General features: G+C 71.4%; 20 protein-coding genes and 1 pseudogene. 10 read left to right on the top strand and 11 right to left on the bottom strand.

The features are described from left to right. Positions 1-117 precede the first annotated feature (117 nt). Both FNX44_RS08935 and FNX44_RS08930 read left to right on the top strand, forming a co-directional pair. Positions 118-438 (top strand): hypothetical protein, encoded by a 321-nt coding sequence (locus tag FNX44_RS08935; protein ID WP_143647461.1) that lies wholly within the window; start codon positions 118-120, stop codon positions 436-438. Positions 439-540: 102 nt separating this feature from the next. Beyond that, positions 541-1191, top strand: coding sequence for a lysophospholipid acyltransferase family protein (locus FNX44_RS08930; protein WP_143647460.1), 651 nt, complete (start codon positions 541-543; stop codon positions 1189-1191). Positions 1192-1611: 420 nt separating this feature from the next. Here the strand turns inward: FNX44_RS08930 and FNX44_RS08925 are convergent, their stop codons facing one another. The 4 genes from FNX44_RS08925 to FNX44_RS29985 all read right to left on the bottom strand — a co-directional run bounded on the left by FNX44_RS08925 (position 1612) and on the right by FNX44_RS29985 (position 6576). After that, positions 1612-2301, bottom strand: a complete 690-nt coding sequence (locus FNX44_RS08925) for an RloB family protein (RefSeq protein WP_143647459.1) — start codon at positions 2299-2301, stop codon at positions 1612-1614. After that, on the bottom strand, positions 2298-3626 hold the full coding sequence (locus FNX44_RS08920) for an AAA family ATPase (RefSeq protein ID WP_153507045.1): 1329 nt from the start codon (positions 3624-3626) through the stop codon (positions 2298-2300). The genes FNX44_RS08925 and FNX44_RS08920 overlap by 4 nt, the downstream gene beginning before the upstream one ends. Positions 3627-3764: 138 nt before the next feature. Next, on the bottom strand, positions 3765-6137 hold the full coding sequence (locus tag FNX44_RS08915; protein WP_143647457.1) for an HAD-IC family P-type ATPase: 2373 nt from the start codon (positions 6135-6137) through the stop codon (positions 3765-3767). Continuing rightward, positions 6127-6576 carry a DUF2530 domain-containing protein gene (locus tag FNX44_RS29985; protein ID WP_143647456.1) on the bottom strand — a complete coding sequence of 150 codons (450 nt, stop codon included), beginning with the start codon at positions 6574-6576 and terminating at the stop codon, positions 6127-6129. Before FNX44_RS29985 ends, FNX44_RS08915 begins: the two co-directional genes overlap by 11 nt. Before the next feature lie 257 nt (positions 6577-6833). On the opposite strand from FNX44_RS29985, the gene FNX44_RS08905 reads away from it, so the two are divergent. Next, positions 6834-8321 (top strand): NCS2 family permease, encoded by a 1488-nt coding sequence (locus FNX44_RS08905; protein ID WP_143647455.1) that lies wholly within the window; start codon positions 6834-6836, stop codon positions 8319-8321. A 51-nt stretch (positions 8322-8372) separates the two neighbouring features. On the opposite strand, the gene FNX44_RS08900 is transcribed toward FNX44_RS08905, so the two are convergent. After that, complete coding sequence (locus tag FNX44_RS08900; RefSeq protein WP_143647454.1) at positions 8373-8600, bottom strand: ribbon-helix-helix protein, CopG family; 228 nt, start codon at positions 8598-8600, stop codon at positions 8373-8375. Positions 8601-8751: 151 nt separating this feature from the next. Here FNX44_RS08900 and FNX44_RS08895 point away from each other — a divergent pair, with 151 nt between their 5' ends. The 3 genes from FNX44_RS08895 to thpR are packed head-to-tail and all read left to right on the top strand — an operon-like array spanning position 8752 to position 11274. Then, positions 8752-9189 (top strand): MarR family winged helix-turn-helix transcriptional regulator, encoded by a 438-nt coding sequence (locus FNX44_RS08895; protein ID WP_143647453.1) that lies wholly within the window; start codon positions 8752-8754, stop codon positions 9187-9189. 24 nt (positions 9190-9213) lie between these two features. Next, the gene (locus FNX44_RS08890) at positions 9214-10659 is read left to right on the top strand and encodes an MFS transporter (protein ID WP_143647452.1); all 1446 of its coding nucleotides are present in this window, start codon (positions 9214-9216) and stop codon (positions 10657-10659) included. A 45-nt stretch (positions 10660-10704) separates the two neighbouring features. Then, positions 10705-11274, top strand: coding sequence for an RNA 2',3'-cyclic phosphodiesterase (gene thpR, locus FNX44_RS08885; RefSeq protein ID WP_143647451.1), 570 nt, complete (start codon positions 10705-10707; stop codon positions 11272-11274). Between the two features lie 160 nt (positions 11275-11434). Here the strand turns inward: thpR and FNX44_RS08880 are convergent, their stop codons facing one another. From FNX44_RS08880 to FNX44_RS08870, 3 genes are all read right to left on the bottom strand, one after another. Next, positions 11435-12430: an aldo/keto reductase gene (locus FNX44_RS08880; RefSeq protein WP_143647450.1), complete on the bottom strand. Its 996-nt coding sequence runs from the start codon at positions 12428-12430 to the stop codon at positions 11435-11437. A 77-nt stretch (positions 12431-12507) separates the two neighbouring features. After that, positions 12508-13131, bottom strand: a complete 624-nt coding sequence (locus FNX44_RS08875) for a Uma2 family endonuclease (RefSeq protein ID WP_143647449.1) — start codon at positions 13129-13131, stop codon at positions 12508-12510. Positions 13132-13256: 125 nt separating this feature from the next. Beyond that, entirely contained in the window at positions 13257-13955 is a 699-nt protein-coding gene (locus FNX44_RS08870) for a GDSL-type esterase/lipase family protein (protein ID WP_143647448.1), read from the bottom strand. A 91-nt stretch (positions 13956-14046) separates the two neighbouring features. On the opposite strand from FNX44_RS08870, the gene FNX44_RS08865 reads away from it, so the two are divergent. Further along, positions 14047-15081, top strand: coding sequence for an esterase-like activity of phytase family protein (locus FNX44_RS08865; protein WP_143647463.1), 1035 nt, complete (start codon positions 14047-14049; stop codon positions 15079-15081). 16 nt (positions 15082-15097) lie between these two features. Here the strand turns inward: FNX44_RS08865 and FNX44_RS08860 are convergent, their stop codons facing one another. Then, positions 15098-15853: a TetR/AcrR family transcriptional regulator gene (locus tag FNX44_RS08860; protein ID WP_228449763.1), complete on the bottom strand. Its 756-nt coding sequence runs from the start codon at positions 15851-15853 to the stop codon at positions 15098-15100. Between the two features lie 104 nt (positions 15854-15957). Between FNX44_RS08860 and FNX44_RS08855 the strand changes: the two genes are divergently transcribed. The 3 genes from FNX44_RS08855 to FNX44_RS08845 are packed head-to-tail and all read left to right on the top strand — an operon-like array spanning position 15958 to position 18301. After that, positions 15958-16980, top strand: coding sequence for an ATP-binding cassette domain-containing protein (locus tag FNX44_RS08855; protein ID WP_143647447.1), 1023 nt, complete (start codon positions 15958-15960; stop codon positions 16978-16980). Continuing rightward, the gene (locus FNX44_RS08850) at positions 16977-17861 is read left to right on the top strand and encodes an ABC transporter permease (protein ID WP_143647446.1); all 885 of its coding nucleotides are present in this window, start codon (positions 16977-16979) and stop codon (positions 17859-17861) included. The genes FNX44_RS08855 and FNX44_RS08850 overlap by 4 nt, the downstream gene beginning before the upstream one ends. 47 nt (positions 17862-17908) lie before the next feature. Beyond that, positions 17909-18301 carry a PPOX class F420-dependent oxidoreductase gene (locus tag FNX44_RS08845; protein WP_143647445.1) on the top strand — a complete coding sequence of 131 codons (393 nt, stop codon included), beginning with the start codon at positions 17909-17911 and terminating at the stop codon, positions 18299-18301. A gap of 56 nt (positions 18302-18357) precedes the next feature. On the opposite strand, the gene serC is transcribed toward FNX44_RS08845, so the two are convergent. Both serC and FNX44_RS27935 read right to left on the bottom strand, forming a co-directional pair. Next, entirely contained in the window at positions 18358-19476 is a 1119-nt protein-coding gene (gene serC, locus FNX44_RS08840; protein ID WP_143647444.1) for a phosphoserine transaminase, read from the bottom strand. 132 nt (positions 19477-19608) lie between these two features. Beyond that, a pseudogene (locus FNX44_RS27935) lies at positions 19609-21196 on the bottom strand (sacsin N-terminal ATP-binding-like domain-containing protein); the annotation flags it as partial.

The following is a 21196-nucleotide window of genomic DNA, read 5'->3' as shown; positions in this document are numbered from 1 at the left end:
CCCACCCTACGGACGGCCGCCGGGCCGAAGGAACAATTCCACCCGCCGAGTTCCCGGCCCCGCCGAGCCCGGCGCTCCCGCGTGTCACCGACCACCCTCCCCGAAGGGCAGCACCGCATGACAGACGACCACGTCCACGCCATACAGTCCCTCGCACACGAGCTGGCCCGCGCCGGCGATGCGGGCGCGGCAGCCCGCAACGCCCTCTCCTCAACCGTCGACCTCGCCAAGAACGGTGAGCCGGACACGGCGACGGACGACCTCTGCCATGTCATCGCCTGGTTCCGCATCGAGCTGACCACCGCCCAGCGAGCCGAGCTGTCCCGACTCGCCCGAGCACTCGGCGTAGACGATCTCGTCGACGAAGCCGGTCGACCGACACCCACGTGGCCGCACCGTGACGAGCCCACCCCTGGGCTCGACACCGGCTCGATTTGAGTACGCGTACTCATCCCCGCCTCGCAGCCTCCGACCAGGATGGTGATCGTTCGCCCGCCTCCCCCGGCGGGCCCGCCGCCACTCCGCAGGAGGAAGAGCACCATGCTCGGTCGTGCCGCGAGCGCACTCGTGCCCGTATTCGGTCGCCTGACGATCAGCCGCGACCCCGGCGCGGCGCTCGCGCCGGGCAGTATCGTCGCTGCCAACCACACCTCGCTGAGCGACCCCGCGATCGTGCTGGCGGCGCTCTACCGCCTCGGCGTGGAGCCCGTCGCGCTGGCAACCGCCGGCCTGTGGCGCGTACCGCTGCTGGGACGCCTCCTCACGCGGGAGGGCTACGTCCCCGTGCACCGCCGCGATGCTCGCGCCGCCCGGACCCTCGACGGCGCGGCGGCGGCCCTCGCCGAGGGCCGCGTCGTACTGATCTACGGCGAGGGCGGACTCCCGTCCCACCGCCGCGCGGCGGAGGAGCCGCCCCGACCGTTCCGAGGCGGCATCGCCCGCCTCGCCCGCGACACCGGCGCGCCGGTGGTCCCACTCGGCCAGTCCGGCGCCCGCCACCTCACCTCCGGCAGCACCGCCAAGCAACTCGCCGGCCTCGCCACCGCCCCACTCCGCCGCCCTCGCCTCCACGTCCACATAGGCGCCCCCCTCCACCTCACCCCCGACCCCGCCATCGCCACGACCACCGCACACCACGCCGTGACCACCGCCTGGCGCGAGGCCCACACCCGCACGACGGTGGCCGCCTAGCGACCACACGGCCACGGCAACCGTCAACGACGGCAGACGAGCACCCGCCCAGGCAGGTGACGGTGAAGGCACCGTGTCTGTCGATGTGCTCGACAAGAATCGCCCGAGCCCTGGCGATCGCCTCCTCGAACGGCACCTCGTCCCTGCCGTGCACTTCGCTCAAACGCTCGGCGACGAGGCCAGGCAGCCCGGTCGGTGACGGCAGCGGCACGGCGGGAATCAGTCTGTTCGGTCACGTCAGCAGCTCCTGACGGAGAAGGACAGGTGAGGTCGCGAGTGCGACGGTGTGCCGACGCCGTTGGCACAACTTTGGTCCTTACCAGTCCCATGATCGCGCATGACCGAATCCGAAGGGCCCCGGGCTCCGCCAGCGGTGGTCCGCATCCGAGGACGCCCGCGCGGCGAGGCGAGCGGCAGTCGTCAGCGGGGGTGGTGGTTGCGGCTCGGTGGGCGGCGTTGGGGCGGTACCGCGCCGGGAGGCGGAACGGCGCCGAGAGCGGTCAGCAGGTGCGCGACCGTGGTGCAGGGGTTGTGGCGGCAGCGGTCGGGCTGGCAGTCGTGGCGGACTGCGAGTCGTTGGGCGCGGGCGGATGCTTCGAAGACGGCGTCTCGGACGGATTCGTAGTTGAAGGCCTTGCCCTTCGCGGGGTCGTAGCCGGGGAGGAGGCCGGCCAGTTCACGCTGCGCCTGGCTGGAGGTGAGATCGGAGTGGTGGTCACGGAAGTGGAGGATCAGCCACAGCTCGAAGCAGGGGTTGGACAGCGCGCACCGGATGCCCTCGCGCCGGGCCTCGGTGAGGGCCTGGTCGAGTCCGGGCGCGGGCTGCGGCGCCTCGACGTCGAGTACGCACCAGACCTCGTCGAAGCGCGCCGCGGGGTCGGTGTCCATGCGCCGCTTGTGTTTCGCCGCGGCCCGGACGAGTCCGACGGGCTCGCCGTAGGTGTTGCCGATCTCGATGGTGATCGGCTGGCCGCGTAACTGTCGTCGGACACCTTGGAGGTAGATCCGTTCGGTGTTGCTGCCTTCGACGTAGACGAGGTAACGGCGCTTCTGTTCGCGGGTGTTGCGGCGGGAGCGTCGAAGCGGGCGCTCGGCGTGGCGTGGCGTCAACGTGCTGTCTCCCGGCCGGTGCTGAGGCTTTCGACCAGTTCTTCGTCGAAGTGGGGCAGGGCGCCGTAGCGGCCGGCGAGGTAGCGCTTCTCCAGGTTCTCGCCCCTGTCGCGGGGGCGGTACTCGAGGAGGGCGACGAGCTCGGTGGCTCCCTGGGTGACCGTGCCGTCGTCGGTCTGGCTCTTCTCCGTCAGCCAGACCTGGTCGCGGCGCAGTCGCGCTTCGGAGGTCGGTGCGAGCAGCGTCGTGTCGTGGGTGTTGAAGATCAGTTGGGCGCCCCTGGGGTTGCTCTGACGCTCCTGGAAGAGTCGGACGAGGCGGGCGGCGAGCAACGGGTGGAGTCTGGCGTCGAGTTCGTCGACGACCAGCACCGAGCCATCGTTCAGCGCGCTGACGACCGGGCCGAGCAGGCCGGTCCAGGTCCGGGTGCCGCTGGATTCGAGTTCCGGGTCGAGCGTGACGAGCGCGCCGCCGGTCGCGCGATGGGCGAGGCGCACCGAGCGCCGTGATTTGAGGGACTGGACGACGTCGGCCTCGTCGTAGTTCTCGGGGTTGATCAGTCGGAGGAGTTGGAGGACTCTGTTCATCTCCTCCTCGCTGGTCGCCTCTTCGGAGACCTCGAAGGTCTCCGCACCGGTATCCGCGTAGCGCAGCAGGGAGTCGATCTGGTCGCGCTCCGAGCCGGACCACAGGCTCATGGTCTCGCCGAAGCGCTGTGTGTAGTTGGCGTCCGTGGCGATGCGCAGTCTGCGGTGGAACCACTGGTAGAGACGGCCGAGGACGGGGTGGTTGTTGCTGGCGCCCGCCGAGAGGTAGAGGCTGTTGGGGCGGACGACGTGTTCGATGAGCTTGCGTTCGCCCCTGAAGGTGTCCCCGTAGTCGAAGTCGTCGCCGTCGCGGACGAAGAGCTTGCGGCGTTTGCGGTGCGGGTAGCTGTACAGCCATTCGGCCAGGACCCGGTGGTCGTCGACGCTGAAGCCGTACTCGTGGCGTACCTCGTCGACGACGATGTCGACGGCGAAGGTGGACGGTCGTTCCCGGCCGTCTTCCGCCAGGAGGAACGGCAGTCGTTGTACGCCGCCGCCGGGCTGCCAGCGCCGGTGGGAGTCGAGCACGGCTTGGCGCAGGTAGCTGAGGGCGCGGACGACGTTTGACTTGCCCGAGGCGTTGGCGCCGAAGAGGGCGGTCACCGGTAGGGCGCGGAGGCCGCTGCCCGGGACGGCGAAGGTCAGCGAGTTGTCGTCGTCGCGGTCGGCGGCTACCAGGCTCAGTTCCTGCTCCTGGAGTAACGACGCGTGGTTCTCGACGCGAAAGCGCAGCAGCACGGGTGTCCCCTCCTCTCGGCTGAGCTCCCGAAGGTACCGGGTTTCAGGCCTGCTGACGCTGTTCTTTGCGGAAATCGGGCCTGAAATCCGGAGGGAACTGGCGTTTGGCGGGTGACCCACAGGGCTCGGCCCCCGGGGTCAAGCGGGGAAGCGGCGGGAGACGACGTGCCAGGCGAGTTCGAGGAGGACGGCGGCGCAGGCGGCGATGGCGGCGGCGGTGAGGGGCATCGTCAGGCCGACGAGGCGGAGGCGGAAGAACTCCTGGAGAACGGGGGTGATCATGACGACGAGGAAGCCGGCGGCCATCGTCGCGACGAGGGCGACGCGCCACCAGGTGTAGGGGCGGGCGACGATGACCAGGACCCACATGGCGATGAGGAAGAGGGTCAGGGTGGCGGCGCTGGTCTCGGCGTCGAGGTCGTCTGGTCCGGTGTAGTGGGCGCGGGCGAGCAGGTAGCAGACGAAGGTGGCGGCGCCGGCGATGAGTCCCGCCGGCATCGCGTAGCGGATGACGCGGCTGACGAACCGCGGTTTTGCTCGTTCCTTGTTGGGGGCGAGGGCGAGGAAGAAGGCCGGGATGCCGATGGTGAAGGCGGAGAGGAGGGTGAGGTGGCGCGGCAGGAAGGGGTAGGGGACCTGCCAGATGATCACCAGGATGGCGATGAGGACGGAGTAGACCGTTTTGGTGAGGAAGAGCGTGGCGACGCGTTCGATGTTGCCGATGACGCGGCGGCCTTCGGCGACGACGGAGGGGAGGGTGGCGAAGCTGTTGTTGAGGAGGACGATCTGGGCGACGGACTTGGTGGCCTCGGAGCCGCTGCCCATGGCGACGCCGATGTCGGCGTCCTTGAGGGCGAGGACGTCGTTGACGCCGTCGCCGGTCATGGCGACGTCGTGGCCGCGGGCCTGGAGGGCGCCGACCATGTCGCGTTTCTGCTGCGGGGTGACGCGGCCGAAGACGGCGCCGCGCTCGATGGCCTTGCCCATCTCGTTCTTGTCGTCGGGCAGTCGGCGGGCGTCGACGGGGGTGTCGGCGCCGGGCAGGTCGAGTTTGCCGGCGACGGCGCCGACGGAGACGGCGTTGTCGCCGGAGAGGACCTTGGCGGCGACGTTCTGGTCGGCGAAGTAGCGCAGGGTGTCGGCGGCGTCGGGGCGTAGCCGCTGTTCGAGGATGACCAGGGCGACGGGCTCGGTGTCGTCGGTGACGGCGGGGTCGTGCAGGTCGCGGGTGGCGCGGGCGAGGAGGAGGACGCGCAGTCCCTGGGCGTTGAGGTCGTCGGTCTCGGTGAGTTCGGGGGCGTCGGGCGGTAGGAGGACGTCGGGGGCGCCGAGCAGCCAGCTTTCGGTGCGGTTGTCGGGGCCGGTGAGGCGGGCGCCGCTGTACTTGCGGGCGGAGGAGAAGGGCAGGGCGTCGCCGGTGAGCCAGCGGCTGCTCTCGTCGGCCGGGCACTCCTCGATGATGGCCTGGAGGCTGGCGTTGGGGCGCGGGTCGGAGTCGCCGAGGGCGGCGAGGATCTCGCGGGCGTAGGGTTCGTCGGCGCCTCCGAGGGGGCGGATCTCGCTGACGTCCATGCCGCCCTCGGTGAGGGTGCCGGTCTTGTCGAGGCACACGACGTCGACGCGCGCCAGTCCCTCGATGGCGGGAAGCTCCTGGACGAGGCACTGTTTTCGGCCGAGTCGGATGACGCCGATCGCGAAGGCGACGGAGGTGAGCAGTACCAGGCCTTCGGGGACCATCGGCACGATGCCGGCGACCATCCGGCGGATGGCCTCCTCGAAGTCGCTGCTCTCCACGAAGAGCTGGCTGATGATGAGGCCGGTGGCGGCCGGGATCATCATGTAGATGGTGTAGCGCAGGATGGTGTCGATGCCGCTGCGCAGCTCGGAGTGGACAAGCGTGAAGCGGGACGCCTCCTCGGCGAGCTGGGCGGCGTAGGCCTCGCGGCCGACCTTCGTGGCGGCGAAGCTGCCGCCGCCGGCCACGACGAAGCTGCCGGACATGACGGGGTCGCCGACCTGTTTGACCACCGGGTCGGCTTCGCCGGTGAGGAGTGATTCGTCGATCTCCAGGTTGTCGGCCTCGACGATGGTGCCGTCCACGACGACCTTGTCGCCGGGGCCGAGTTCGACGACGTCGTCGAGGACGATCTGGTCGGTGGGCACCTGCACGCTGCGGCCGTCGCGGCGGACGCTGGGGCGGGCCTCGCCGATGACGGCGAGGTTGTCGAGCGTCCGCTTGGCGCGCAGTTCCTGGACGATGCCGATGCCGGTGTTGGCGATGATCACAAAGCCGAAGAGGCCGTCCTGGATCGGCCCGACGACGAGGATGATCGCGAAGAGCACGCCGATGATGGCGTTGAACCGGGTGAGGACGTTGGCCCGGATGATGTCGACGGTGGAGCGGGAGGAGCGTACCGGGACGTCGTTGACCTGGCCCCGGGCGACGCGTTCGGCGACCTGGGCGGAGGTGAGTCCGGTGGCGGGGCGGGCCGCGGGCTCCTCAGTGAGCACGTCCCTCGCCCGGCCCGGGGCGTTCCTCGCCCGCGTCGTCGTCGACCCGCTGCGTCATGTCATCGACGGTAAGCGGATCGGCGGCGGGGCGCTTGCCGGCGTCCGCCGGGCCGGGGGCGTCCGCCGGGCCTGCGGGGTTCGGCGCCTCCCCGGCAGGCGCCTCCCCGGCGGGCGACTGTTCGACGGGTGACTGTTCGGCGGGGCGCCGGATCGCGGCGTCGCGGGCGCGGACGTACCAGATCCCGATGAGGCCGAGGCCGCCGCCGGCCAGGCAGGTCCAGATCCACCAGTCGTGGCCGCGTTCCTGGTACCAGCCGTAGAAGGGCAGCTGGAGGAGGAAGAGCGCGAACCAGACGATCGTGCCGCCGATGACGGTGGCGACGACGTTGCCCTCCAGCGGTTCGGGCGCCTCGCGCTTACCGTCGGTCCAGTTGCTCAAGCGCATGGTGTCGGCCAGTCTCTCTCGCCGGAACGGGGGTCGGGAACAGCGTATCGAGCGGTGAGGAGGGGCCGGCCGGGGCAGCTTCGGCAACGGAGGCGGGAACGGGCGCAGCCGGGGTCTACGCGCGGAGATGGCTTTCCGGGCGTACGTATGTTCATACTGAAACGATTCGCCCTCCGGCCGGGATCCGTCGTGGCATCCTCCCAACCGCCGGGTCGGGGCACCACCCCAAGAGCTTGCACCGAGGTATCCCCATGCCCGCTTCGGCCACCACCGCCGGCCCCGCCGGCCCGAGCCCGTCCACCGGGTCGGGACCCTCCACCGGCCGCCGCCCGAGCGCCGTGGACCGCTTCTTCAAGGTCTCGGAGCGCGGCTCGTCCGTCGGCCGCGAGCTGCGCGGCGGCCTGGCGACGTTCTTCGCCATGGCGTACATCATCGTGCTCAACCCGATCATCCTCGGCTCGGGCACGGACAAGTACGGCCACCAGCTCGACAACGCGCAGCTCGTCACCGCGACCGCGCTGATGGCCGGTCTGACGACGCTGCTGATGGGCGTCATCGGCAACGTGCCGATCGCACTCGCGGCGGGGCTCGGCATCAACGCCGTCGTCTCACTGCAGCTCGCGCCGCAGATGAGCTGGCCGGACGCGATGGGCATGGTGGTGCTCGCCGGCCTGGTGCTGATGGTGCTTGTCGCCTCCGGGCTGCGGCAACGCGTGCTGGACGCGATCCCCGGCGGGCTGCGGCGGGCCATCGCGATCGGCATCGGCCTGTTCATCTCGCTGATCGGGCTGGTCGACGCGGGCTTTGTCAGCCGCAACCCGGACGCCGCGCACACCACCGTGCCGCTCGGCCTCGGCACCGGCGGCCAGCTCCAGGGCTGGCCGGTTCTGGTCTTCGTCCTCGGCCTGGCGCTCATGTTCGTGTTGGTGGTCCGCAAGGCCAAGGGCGCGATCCTGATCGGCATCGCCGTGATGACGGGCCTCGCGATCACGCTCAACAGCATCGCCACCATCCCCGACGAGAAGTGGGGACTGGCCGTGCCGACCATCCCCGACAAGATCGTCAGCATGCCGGACTTCGGGCTGATCGGACAGGTGAGCCTGTTCGGCGGGTTCCGCGAGGTCGGCGTGCTGACCGGCTGCCTGTTCGTCTTCACCGTCCTGCTGTCCAGCTTCTTCGACGCGATGGGCACGATCATCGGCGTCGGCGAGGAGGCGAAGCTGACGGACGAGAAGGGTCAGCTGCCGGGCATGGGCCGGGTGCTGATGACGGACGGCGCGGCGGTGGCGCTCGGCGGCGCCGGCTCCTGCTCGGCGAACACCTGCTTCGTCGAGTCGACGGCCGGCGTCGGCGAGGGCGCGCGTACGGGGCTCGCCAACATGATGACCGGCGGCCTGTTCCTGCTGGCGCTGGTCTTCACCCCGCTGGCGACCGTGGTGCCCTCGCAGGCGGCGACACCGGCGCTGGTGGTGGTCGGCCTGCTGATCATGGCGTCCAACGTCGGACAGATCGACTGGTCGGACATCACGGTCGCCGTTCCGGCCTTCCTGACGATGATCTCCATGCCGTTCACGTACAGCATCACCAACGGCATCGGCATCGGCGTGCTGTCGTTCATCCTGCTGCGGCTGGCCACCGGCCGGGCGCGGCAGATCCCCTGGCTGCTCAACGCCGTGGGCGTGTGCTTCCTGGTGTACTTCCTGCTGAGCCCGATCGAGCAGGCCCTGGGCCTGAAGTAGCAGCAGACGCGACGGCTCCGCGCGTGACCGCGCTCCCGGCCGGGGGCGCGGTCACGTCGTGTGCGGTGTGACTCCCCGCTGGGACTCTCCGGGTTCGGGATCCGCGCGGTAGAAGCGGTCGGTCTCCTCCACCGCCGCGCGGAAGCGTTCGTCGAAGTCCTCCCGGACGAGCAGGGTGAGCACGTAGTCCTGCACGCTGACGCCGCGCCGCGCGGCGTGCTCGCGCAGCCGCGCGAGCAGCTGGTCGGGTATGCGGACGCTGAGCACCGTTGACGTCATGCCCACCACGGTCCGGGGCGGACGGCCCGCCCGGTTCCGGTTCGGCCGGAAGCTCACCCGGACGGGTGAAGCGACGCGTGCGGGCAGGAGCGACGGGGAACACACACGATCGACTGGTCGTTAGACGAGCTAATGAGTTACTCTAAGAAGCATGCCGGACCTGTCGCACGGCGAGGACGCCGCCGCCGTGAACACCCTCCGCTCGTCCATCATGCTTCTCGGCCGGAGGCTCAAACACCAACGGGTGGACGAGTCGCTGAGTCCGGCGGAGATGTCCGTACTCGGACTGCTGTCGCTGTGCGGCTCGGCCAGCCCGGGTGAACTGGCCCGCAAGGAGCACGTGCAGCCGCCGTCCATGACCAGGATCATCGCGATGCTGGAGGCCAAGGACCTCGTCAGACTGGAGCCGCACCCGGACGACCGGCGCCAGAAGATCGTCACCCGCACCGAACAGGCCGAGTCGATGCTCGCCGCCAGCCGCGCCAAGCGGAACCGCTGGCTCACCGAGCTGGCAGGACAGCTCGACGACGACGAGTGGGCGAAGCTGCGCGCGGCGGCTCCGGTACTGGAGAAGCTCGCCCAGACATAACAGAAAGAAGGAGGCGAAGAGCCTTTGAGTTCGGGACCCGGAGCAGAATCCGCACCCGCACCGAACCACTCCGACAACCGCACCACACGCCACAACTCGATGTTCAGCTCGCTGCGCATCCGCAACTACCGGCTGTTCGCGATGGGCCAGATGGTCTCCAACACCGGTACCTGGATGCAGCGCATCGCCCAGGACTGGCTGGTCTTCACCCTCACCGGTTCCGCCACGGCCGTGGGCCTCACGGTGGCACTCCAGTTCCTGCCGATGCTCCTCTTCGGCCTGTACGGGGGCGTCCTCGCCGACCGCTGCGCCAAGCGGCGGCTACTGCTCCTCACCCAGTCCGCGATGGGCATGACCGGGCTGGTGCTCGCCGTACTCACCCTCAGCGGCCACGTCCAGGTCTGGCACGTCTATGCCACGGCCTTCGCCCTCGGCATGATCACCGTGGTCGACAACCCGACCCGGCAGACGTTCGTCTCCGAGATGGTCGGCCCGGGCCAGCTCCGCAACGCCGTCTCGCTCAACTCCGCCAACTTCCAGTCGGCGCGGCTGATCGGACCGGCGGTCGCCGGTGTGCTGATCACCAGCGTCGGCAGCGGATGGGCGTTCCTGCTGAACGGCCTGTCCTTCCTCGCTCCCATCGGCGGGCTGCTGCTGATGCGCACCGCCGAACTGCACACCACCGAGCGGGCGCCGCGCGCCAAGGGCCAGCTCCGCGAGGGCCTGCGCTACGTGCGCGGACGGCCCGAGCTGTTGTGGCCGATCATCCTGGTCGGCGCCATCGGCACCTTCGGCTTCAACTTCCCGATCTGGCTCACCGCCTTCACCGACCACGTCTTCGACCGCGGCGCCGGCGGCTACAGCCTGCTGAACGTCCTGATGGCCGCCGGTTCGGTGGCAGGCGCGCTGCTGGCCGCCAGGCGCAACACCTCGCGGATGCGGCTGATGGTCGGCGCGGCCGCGCTCTTCGGCGTCCTCCAGATGACCGCCGCGCTGGCCCCGACGTACTGGCTGTTCGCGGCGCTGATGCTGCCGATCGGCGTGATGGGCCTGACCTTCAACGTCACGGCCAACTCCGGCGTCCAGCTCGCCTCCGACCCGGCCATGCGCGGCCGGGTGATGAGCCTCTACATGATGGTCTTCGTCGGCGGAACGCCGATCGGCGGCCCGATCATGGGCTGGGTCACCGACACGTACGGCGCCCGGATCGGCTTCCTGAGCGGCGGTGTGCTGTCGTTGGCGTCCGCGCTGCTCGTCGGGCTGGCGCTGGCCCGGGCGGCGGGGCTGCGGCCCCGCCTCGACGTGCGGGCGGCCCGCCGCGAGGGACGACCGATGCTGAGCTTCGTCGCCCGCGAGCTGCCGGTCGCCGGGACGGCGCCGGGCGCGGCGCACCCGACCGCGGCGCGCGGCGACGGTGCCCAGGCGGACGACACCGGGCGTCCCGCGCTCGCACCGGCGGGTCGGGCGTAGCGGCTGTCCGGGCCCGGGGGCTGTCATCCGGCCTAGCCTGGGGGCATGCGACTGTTCGCGGCCGTCACTCCGCCGCTCGGGGCCCGCGAGGAGCTGCGGCGCCAGGTGAGCGCCGCCGCCTCCGGCGGGCCGGAGCGGCTGCGCTGGACCGATCCGGACGACTGGCACGTGACGCTGGCCTTCTACGGCGAGGTACCGGAGGAGCGGGTGGCGGAGCTGTGTACGCGGCTCGGCCGCGCCGCCCACCGCCACCCGCCGCTGGAACTGCGGGTGCGGGGCGCCGGGCGCTTCGGCGACCGGGTGCTGTGGGCCGGGGTGACCGGGGACCGTCCGGCGCCCGAGCGGCTGCGTCGCCTCGCGGACGCGGCGAAGGCCGCAGGGCGGCGGGCCGGCGCGCCCGCCGACGACGGCCACCGCTACCACCCGCACCTCACGCTCGCCCGGGCGCGCGGCGACGTACACCTTGCGCCGCTTGTCGAGCGGCTGGCCGACTTCGGCGGCGCGACCTGGGCCGCGACCGAGCTCCAGCTGATCCGCAGCACGCTGCCGCGCTCCGGCGTGCCCGGTGAGCGGCCGCGTCACGAACTGCTGGAGAGCTGGCCGCTGACCGGTTGAGGCAGCCGGCCGGTTACCGTAGAAGACGTGAACACCAAGATCCGAACGCGCATTGTGACCGGGGCACTCCTGGTGATGTTCGCCGTCGTGGCGGTGGCGGCGGCCTTCGGCCGGTAGCCCGGCGCGCCGGCCGTGCCCACCACCGCCACCGGCGGTCGTCTCACCAGGCAAACGCCTCGGGGGACGGGCCCGGGCCGGGGAAGACCTCGTCCAGGCCGGTCAGCAGCTCCTCGCCCAGTTCCAGCTCGACGGCTCGCAGCGCGGAGTCCAGCTGTCCGCGGGTGCGCGGACCGACGATCGGGCCGGTGACGCCGGGCCTGGTCAGCAGCCAGGCGAGCGCCACCTCGCCCGGTTCCTCGCCGTGCTTGGCGACCAGGTCCTCGTACGCCTGGACCTGCTCGCGGAGCGCGGAGTTCCGCAGCGCCTCGGCGGAGCGGCCCGCGGCGCCGCGCTGGGCGCCGCCCTCGCGCTCCTTGCGCAGCACGCCGCCGAGCAGCCCGCCCTGCAGCGGCGACCAGGGGATGACGCCGAGGCCGTAGGCCTGCGCCGCCGGGATGACCTCCATCTCGGCGCGCCGCTCGGCGAGGTTGTAAAGGCACTGCTCGCTGACCAGGCCGAGGCTGCCGCGCCGGGCGGCGGCCTCGTTGGCCTGCGCGAGGTTCCAGCCGGCGTGGTTGGAGGAGCCGACGTAGAGGACCTTGCCCTGCTGGACCAGGACGTCCATCGCCTGCCAGATCTCCTCCCACGGCGTCTTCCGGTCGACGTGGTGGAACTGGTAGAGGTCGATGTGGTCGGTCTGGAGGCGGCGGAGGCTGGCGTCCACGGCTCGGCGGATGTTCAACGCCGAAAGCAGGTCGTTGTTGGGCCAGTTGGTGCCGTCGAGGGCCATGTTGCCGTACACCTTGGTGGCGATGACCACCTTGTCGCGCCGGTCGCCGCCCTGGGCGAACCAGTTGCCGATGATGGTCTCGGTGCGGCCCTTGTTCTCGCCCCAGCCGTAGACGTTGGCGGTGTCGAAGAAGTTGACGCCGGCGTCGAGCGCGGCGTCCATGATGGCGTGACTCTCCGGCTCGTCGGTCTGCGGGCCGAAGTTCATCGTGCCGAGGACCAGTCGGCTGACCTTGAGTCCGGTGCGTCCAAGACGTGTGTACCTCATGGAGGTCAAGCCAACGTGTTGGAGCGCGCTCAAGGCAAGGGGGCGCGCGAGGGCGCGGGCTCACGCCCGGTCGGCTGTCAGTCGCGGGGGAACTCGTCGGTCTGCAGGACGAGGTCGACGGGCGTCTTCTTGAGGTCGACCGGCTCGCCGAAGTCGACGGGCAGGCGGGTGTCGTACTCGCCGTTCTGCTTCGGGTCCGTGTACACGATGCAGCGGCCGGTGTACGGGTCGGCGACCAGGTAGACGGGTACGCCGGCGGTGGCGTAGGCGGCGAGCTTGGGCCCGTAGTCGTTGAGGGCGGTGTCCCTGGAGATCACCTCGGCGACGAACTCCAGGTCCTTGTAGGACCAGCGGCCCTTCTTGTCCCGCTCCGCGCCGGGGCGGAGCTTGGCCACGTCCGGGGCGAAGCCGTTCAGCTTGCCGGGAAAGTCGATCCGGACGTCCGACAGCACCCTGACCCCCATGCCGTACCGGTCCTCCAGTGCGCGGACGATACGGCGGATGATCTCCCAGTGGATCTCACGCTGCGGCGACATGAAGATGTGTCCCTCGACGATCTCGACCTTGAATCCCTCGGGGACGGGCATCTTGTCGACCCAGTCGAACATCATGTCCAGGTCACGCTCATCGCGTACGTCGTGGGTGCCGTTCGCGGTGCGCTCGTCAGCCATGTCGATCCTGTCGTTCTCCACGACGGCCATAACGGCGCCTCCTCCCCACCGCCTGTTCCGGTGCGGGCGGTCGCCTGCTTCAACGATAGTCGGGAAGTAGGGTCACGGCCGGTGTGTCGGGCGTCGGCGGGTCGTGGCCGTGGCCGGGGCGCTGGTCAGGCGGGTTGTGGGGTCGCGGTGTGCTCGGCGAGCGGGTAGGGGGCGCCGATGCTCCACGCGGCGTGGAGGGTGTCGGCGAAGGCGGCGGCGAGTCGGTGTTCGCCTGCTGCGGACGGGTGGGTGCCGTCGTGGGTGTCGCGGTCGAGGGACCAGTCGGCGGGCTGCGGGGCGAGCACAAGCGGGGAGGCCGGGGTGTCGAGTTCGTCGACGGTGGCCGCCAACAGCTCGTTGAAACGGGCGCATTGGGCGGCGAACGGCTCGTCGAGCGCGGCCCGGACGTTGGGGATGACGGGCAGCAGCACGGCGCGCAGGGCGGGCGCCGCCGCGCGGGCCTCGGTGAAGAAACGGCGCACGTTGCCGATCGTCTGCTCGGCGTTGGTGTAGAAGCCGAGGTCGATGAGGCCCAGCGAGATCAGCAGTGTGTCGGGGCGGTGGTCGCGGACGGCGTCACCGATGACGGTGGAGTGGTGCAGCCAGCCTTCACCCCATCCGGCGAGGTGTGCGCGGGCTTCGTGTGGGAAGGCGGGGTCGCCGTAGTCGGTGGAGCCCTCGTGGAGGGCGTGGCGGGGGCCGACCATGGTGACGGCACCCGCTGCTCCGCCGCCGGCACGCAGATGCCGCCAGAGGCGGTAGCGCCAGGTGTGGTCGCCCGCGCCGCCTATGGTCATCGAGTCGCCGACACACAGAATTCGCACGCCCGTCATCCTGCCGGACGGTGGCGACCGGGGGCGACGTGATGCCGGTCACCCGGCTGTTCGGGGCGCATGGCAGGCTTGTGCCATGCGGATGCGGGCGGGTGTGCGGGGTGTCGGCGCGGCAATGGTGGCGCTGCTGCTGTGGAGTGGTCCGGCGGCGGCTGCCGACAGCGGGTCCACGGCGGACAACGGGCCGAAGGAGCCGTTCACGCTGTCCGATCCGCGCATCGTGGAGTCCAGCGGACTGGCGGCGAGCCGGGCGCACGAGGGCGTGTACTGGACGCACAACGACAGCGGTTACGCGCCGGTGGTGTACGCGGTGGACGGCAGCACCGGGCGCACGCTCGCCGCGATCACGCTGACCGGCATCGAGGGGCGCGACCTGGAGGCGGTCTCCGTCGGCCCGGACGGCAACGTCTACGTCGGCGACATCGGGGACAACTTCGGCGGCCGCTGGCCGGAGGTGTGGATCTACCGGTTCCCCGAGCCGGAGCGGTTGCGGGACCAGACGCTGCAGCCGACGCGCTTCACCGTGCGGTACGCGGACGGGCCGAGGGACGCCGAGTCGCTGGCCGTGCACCCGGTGACCGGCCGGGTCTACATCGTCGGCAAGAACGAGGACGGCGACGGACTGTACGCCGGACCGGAGGAGTTGACGACGCAGGGGGTGAACGTCTTCGAGCGCGTCGCGGAGATCGACCTGTGGGCGACGGACGCGGCGTTCTCCCCCGACGGCACACGGCTCGCGGTGCGCGGCTACTTCGGCGGCATCATGTACGACTGGAACGACGGGTCGCCGAAGCGGCTCGGCCGGCTCCAGGTGCCGATCCAACGCCAGGGCGAGTCGGTGACGTTCACCCCCGACGGCCGTCGACTGCTGTACGGCAGCGAGGGCGCGAACAGCGAGGTGCGTCCGGTGGAGCTTGTGGGCGACCAGCGCCCGGAGAACGTGCTGAAGGCCGAGGAACGGGCGCGGCGGGACGGCGGTTCGGGCGCGCGAGAGGGCGCCGGCGGCGCCGCGGGGGAGGACGCCGAACGGCCCTCCGGCTCCGCCGTGCTCGGCGCGCTGACGATCGCGGCCGTGGTGGTCGGCTGGCTGGGACTGCGCAGGCTGCGGCGCCGCTGACGGCGGTGCGCCGGCTTCAGTCCGCCGGACCGCGGGCGATCAGGGCGGCCACCCCGTCCAGTAGCACCCGGAGGCCGAGGTCGAAGGTGTACTCCTCGCTGGCGTTGAAGCTGTCCTCGTCCAGCGCCGCGACCTGCGGGTAGTCGCCGCTTTCCATGGCCCGCACCAGGAAGGGCTCCTGGGCCTTCCAGAACTCCTCGTCGCTGACGCCGGACTGCTCGATCACCTGGCGTTGCAGCAGGTAGGTGCGGGCGACGCCGAGCACGTAGCCGTCGAGGGCGACCAGGACGGAGACCTTCTGCCGCCCGCTGAGCCCGAGGCCGTCGAGCGCGCTGAGGGCGAAGTCGAAGCCCCCGATGGCGTTGGGGCCGAGGAGCGGCCTGGACTGGTTGATCTGGAGCAGCCACGGGTGGCCGGTGTACAGCTCCCAGGACCCGCGGGCCACGTAGGTCAACAAGGTCCGCCAGTCCTTGCCGCGGTGGGGTTCCAACTCCTCGCTGGGGCCGAGGACGTGGTCGACCATGAGGTCGAGTAGCTCCCCCTTGCCGGGGACGTAGCGGTAGAGGGACATCGTTCCGACGCCGAGTTCCGCCGCGACCCTGCGCATGGACAGGGCGGCCAGGCCTTCCAGGTCGGCGATCCGGACGGCCGCCGCGACGACCTGTTCGAGGTCCAGACCGGGCCTTGGGCCCCTGGTCGGCGGCTCCTTGGTCTTCCACAGCAGTTCGAGGCTGCGGGTCAGGTCGCCGCTGCCGGCGTAGTCGGTCGTCATGATGCCGCCCATCCTAAATCGCTTGCCGACCACCTCTGCGTATGCTGTACGCTGTTTAATCTGAGTACAGCGTACCCAGTTTTCTCTCCAGAGGGGGAAACGCCGTGAAAGCGTCAGACCACGCGGTCCTCGCCGAAGGACTCAGCAAGCGATACGGAGGCCGGAAGAACAGCAAACAGGCACTCGACGACTTCCACCTGGCCGTGCCCACCGGCTCGGTCCACGGGCTCCTGGGCCCCAACGGCGCGGGCAAGACCACTGCCGTGCGCATCCTGGCCACCCTGCTGCGCGCGGACGGCGGGCGGGCCCTCGTCGGCGGGCACGACGTGCGGACCGAGGCGCGCCTGGTGCGGCGGCAGATCGGCTTCACCGGCCAGTACGCCGCCGTGGACGAGATCCTCACCGGGCGGCAGAACCTCCGCATGTTCGGCCGCCTCTTCCACCTCTCCCCCTCCGCCGCCGCCCGCCGGGCCGACGAGCTGCTGGAGCAGTTCGACCTCGTCGAGGCGGCCGACAAGCAGGTCTCCGGGTACAGCGGCGGGATGCGGCGCCGGGTCGACCTCGCCGCCTCGATGATCCTCGCCCCCCGGGTGCTCTTCCTCGACGAGCCGACCACCGGGCTCGACCCGCGCAGTCGCAACGAGGTGTGGGCGTCCGTACGGGAGTTGGTCGCCGGAGGCACGACGGTCCTGCTCACCACGCAGTACCTGGACGAGGCCGACCAGCTCGCCGACCGCATAGCCGTGATCGAGCACGGCCGCAAGATCGCCGACGACACCCCGGAACGACTCAAGGACCGCATCGGCGGCGACCAGATCGAGGTGGTCGTGGCGGACGCCGGGGAGCTGCCGCTGGCCGCGAAGGCCGTCGCCCGCGTCAGCGACGCCGAACCGCGGAGCGACAACGAGACGTTGCGGGTGTCGGCGCCGGTCAGCGACCGGGTGGGCGCGCTCACCGAGGTCGCCCGCACGCTCCAGGACGAGGGCGCCGACGTCGTGGACATCGGGCTGCGACGCCCCACGCTGGACGAGGTGTTCCTACGGCTGACCGGCGGCCGCCGGGACACCGCCGACCACCGTGACGAGGGGGCGGCCCCGGACGTCCCGCGAGAGGGTGAGGCCGCATGACCGCCACCGTTCCCACCAAGAGCGGGCCCGAGAGCGGCGGGAAGTCCGCGGTCCCGACGGCCGCGCTGACGCTGCCGGACGGGCCGGAGAGCCGGCTGTACTGGGCGTTCGCCGACTGCTGGACCATCGTCCGGCGCGACCTGACGCACCTGGTCAAGCAGCCCGTGATCGTCGCCTGGCAGCTCGGCTTCCCCATCGTGTCCGTGCTGCTGTTCGTGTTCGTCTTCGGCAGCGGCATGGCCGTCGGCGACGGCGTGGACTACAAGACGTTCGCGATGCCCGGCATGTTCGCCATGACCATGGCCTTCGGCTTCATGAACACGGCCATGGCGGTGGTCATCGACAAGGACCGCGGGGTCACCGACCGGTTCCGGTCCATGCCGATGGCCTCCAGCGCGGTGGTCACCGGACGCGGTGTCTCCGACCTCGCACACGCCTCGATCGACCTCGCCGTCCTGGCCGCCATCGCGCTGGCCATCGGCTGGCGGTCGGACAGCGGGATCGTCCCCACGCTGGCCGCCTTCGCGCTGCTGCTCCTGCTGCGGTTCGCGCTGATCTGGGTCGGGGTGCTACTCGGCCTGGTGGTGCGCAACCAGGAGGCGGCCGGGAACCTCTTCGCGGTGGCGTTCCCGTTCGGCATGATCTCCAGCGTGTTCACGCCGCCGTCGATGATGCCGGACTGGCTGGGCTCGATCGCGATGTGGAACCCGGTGTCCTCGACGGCGAACGCGGTCCGGGAACTGTTCGGCCAGCAGTCGCCGGAGCTGGGCGGAAGCTGGATCGAGCAGCACGCCGTGCTGATGGCCGTCGTGTGGCCGCTGATCATCACGGCGGTGTTCCTGCCCCTGGCGGTGCGGCGCTTCCAGTCACTCTCCCGCTGATCGGGTGACGGTCGTTTTGCGCCCCGCGTACCGGGTACGCGGGGCGCATGACCACACCGTCCTCCGGGTTTGACATGTTCGCTGGGGAGCGGCGCGTCCGCCTGACCACCTACGAGCGCGACGGCCGGCCCGTCGGCGAGGCCGCCGGGATCGCCGTCGAGGGCGACCGGGCCTTCTTCCGTGCCTCCCGCCGCACCCACAAGTGCGAACGACTGCACCGCTACCCCGAGGTGGAGATCGCCACCGCGAGCATGGACGGCACCCCCACCGGCGCGCCGATGAAGGCACGGGCCCGCCGCCTGGAGGGCTCCGCCGCCCGGCACGCCGCGCGCTGCCTCGCCAGGCGGCACCCGCTGATGCACGGCGTGCTGCTGCCCGTCGGCGCGGTGCTGACCGGCGACCGCGCCGAGCACTACGAGCTGCGGCTGATCGGGGAATGAGACGGACAAGAGGGGGCGTCGGCCGACCGACGCCCCCCTCTCTCACGCCTCTGCGGTCACAGACGCTCGATGACGTGGTCGACGCAGGCGGTGAGCGCCTGCACGTCCGCCGGGTCGATCGCCGGGAACATGGCCACACGCAGCTGGTTGCGGCCCAGCTTGCGGTACGGCTCGGTGTCCACGATCCCGTTGGCCCGCAGCACCTTCGCCACCGCCGCCGCGTCCACCTCGTCGGCGAAGTCGATCGTGCCGACGACCTGGGAGCGCTCGGCCGGGTTGGCGACGAACGGGTTCGCGTACTTGGACTGCTCGGCCCAGCCGTAGAGGTTGTCGGCCGAGGCGGCGGTGCGGCCGACGGCCCACTCCAGGCCGCCCTGGCCGTTGATCCACTCCAGCTGGTCGGCGAGCAGGAAGAGGGTCGCCAGCGCCGGGGTGTTGTAGGTCTGGTTCTTCCGGGAGTTGTCGATGGCCACCGACAGGTCGAAGAACGCGGGGATGTGCCGGTCGCTCGCGGCGATCCGCTCGGCGCGCTCGATGGCGGCCGGGGAGAACACGCCGAGCCACAGGCCGCCGTCGGCGGCGAACGACTTCTGCGGCGCGAAGTAGTAGACGTCCGTCTCGCTGACGTCGACGGGCAGGCCGCCCGCGCCGGACGTGGCGTCCACCAGGACAAGCGCGCCCTCGTCGGCACCGGCAGGGCGCTCGATCGGCATGGCGACACCGGTCGAGGTCTCGTTGTGGGTCAGGCCGTAGACGTCGACGCCGGCCTCGGCGCGCGCCTGCGGGTGGGTGCCCGGGTCGGCGGAGATCACCGAGGGCTCCTCGAGCCAGGGCGCGAGCTTGGCGGCCTTGGCGAACTTGGAGGAGAACTCGCCGAACGACAGGTGCTGCGAGCGGCGCTCGATCAGCCCGTGCGTCGCGATGTCCCAGAACGCGGTGGAGCCGCCGTTGCCGAGGATGACCTCGTAGCCCTCGGGGAGCGAGAACAGCTCGCTCACGCCCTTGCGCACCCGTCCGACCAGGTCCTTGACGGGAGCCTGGCGGTGCGAGGTGCCGAGCAGGGAGGTACCGGTGGCGGCCAGGGCGCTGAGCGCCTCGGTCCGCACCTTGGAGGGACCCGAACCGAAGCGTCCGTCGGCGGGCTTGATGTCAGCGGGAATCTGGATCTCAGCCACGGGGTGAGCCTAGTCGCTGCCGGGCCCGCGGGTGACCGCGTCCGATCACTGAGACGAGTGAAGCCCGCCTGCGGTCACGGAGTGCGACGGGCCGGTGCGCGAGAGTGTCGGCCCCGGCCCGCCGGTGGGTCGTCAGTCGAACCAGCGGGCTGTGGTGAGCTCCGGGGCGCGGTCCGGGTCCTCCAACAGCGCGGCGACCTCGAAGCGGCGCCGCCAGTCCCCCGCGGCCCAGCACAACCCGGCGGCCAGCCCCTCCAGCGTGGCGACGTGCAGTCGGCCGTCGGCGGTGAGCCGCCAATCGAGCTCCACGCCGTCGACGACCAACTCGTCGTGCTCGGTGTACTCCACCGGCACGTCGGCGCCGAGCAGTTCGCGCACCTGCGGCGGCACGCTGCGGGGCTGGCCGCCGTCCGGCGCGGGGGCCGGGAGTTCGGCGCTGAGCAGCGGTACGTCCAGTACGGTCGCCAGCCGCTCGGCGAGCGCCGGCCGGACCGGCAGCAGCGGACGCCCGGCGGCCAGCGGCAGCAGGTCGGGCGCGTCGGCGACCAGTGCCTCGGTCGCGTCCACGATCCGCACCTCGTCGTCGACGACCGCCCGCAGCTCGTCGGGAAGGGTGACCTCCTCCGGATCAAGCTCGGCCAACAGGCTGTAGAGGCCGTGGAGTTGGGCGGGCCGGACCGGGCGGCGGGGGTCGGCGAGCAGAGCGAGCAGTTCCGCTGATCCGCCGGGCTCGTCCAGCAGCGCGGCGGCCGAGGTGCGGACGCCGAGCGCGCGCAGCACCTGCGGGTCGTCGAAGCCGCTGGCGTCGACCTCCTCGTAGAGGCCGGCGAGCAGCGGGTCCGCGCCGGCGGCGCGCAGCCCTGCCGGCCTGCGGCCGTCGAGCACCGGGTGGCCGCGCAGCCACCAGGCCGTGTAGGAGCGGACGGACTCGGCGGTGCCGTCGGGCAGCAGGACCCGGACCGGGGTGGTCAGGGCGTCCCGCAGCGGCGGTCGGGAGAGTTGGGCGAGCGCCTGCGGCCAGCGGTCGTCGTCGACGAGCTCCAGGTCGCGGACGGCGAGCAGTTCGGTGGCGACGGGCGGTACGGGTGTCTCCGGCAGTCCGTCCAGGACGTCCTCGCACCAGACGTCGACGGCATCCAGCAGACCGGCGTCATCGGGTTCGGGGAAGTCGCCTTCCCTGGGCTCGAGTTCGTCCGGATCGAGTACCACGTCCTGGGCGCGGACGAGGGTGAACGCGGCCAGTACGCCGACGGCGGCCAGCGGTTCGGGTCCCCAGCGCTCGACCAGTTCCCCGTCGCACAGCGGCAGTTCGCCCTCGCGGACGACGTCCGCCAGGGCGCTGCCGGGGAGGAGCAGTTCGGCGGCGGGGGTGAGTTCGCCGTCCTCGTCGGGCAGGGCGAGCGCACCGAGCCACGGTTCGTCGCCGGGGCCGAGGCCGGCGTCCCGGACGAGGCCGAGAACGGTGTCGGCGAGCTCGTCCGGGTCCGGGCCGCCCAGGCCGTCGTCCAGGTCACCGTCCCATGCCTCCTCCTGGTCGATCGAGGCGGCGACGGCGGCCCGCACCTGCGGTGTGGTCAGCACGGCGCGCGGGGTGGCCGGGGTGGCGCCCAGCTTCTCCAGCAGCGGGTGCGCGGCCCGCGGGTGCGCGACCTTCAGGCCCAGCCGGGCCAGCAGCGCGGGGTCCTTCGCCGGGGCAGTGTCGGTCGGGTGGGTCGGGTGG

This window comes from Streptomyces alkaliterrae (assembly GCF_007097205.2).
GTDB classification, from domain to species: domain Bacteria; phylum Actinomycetota; class Actinomycetes; order Streptomycetales; family Streptomycetaceae; genus Streptomyces; species Streptomyces alkaliterrae.
Note: the sequence above shows the minus strand (reverse complement) of the source record. Positions and strands in the feature narration are given on the sequence as shown.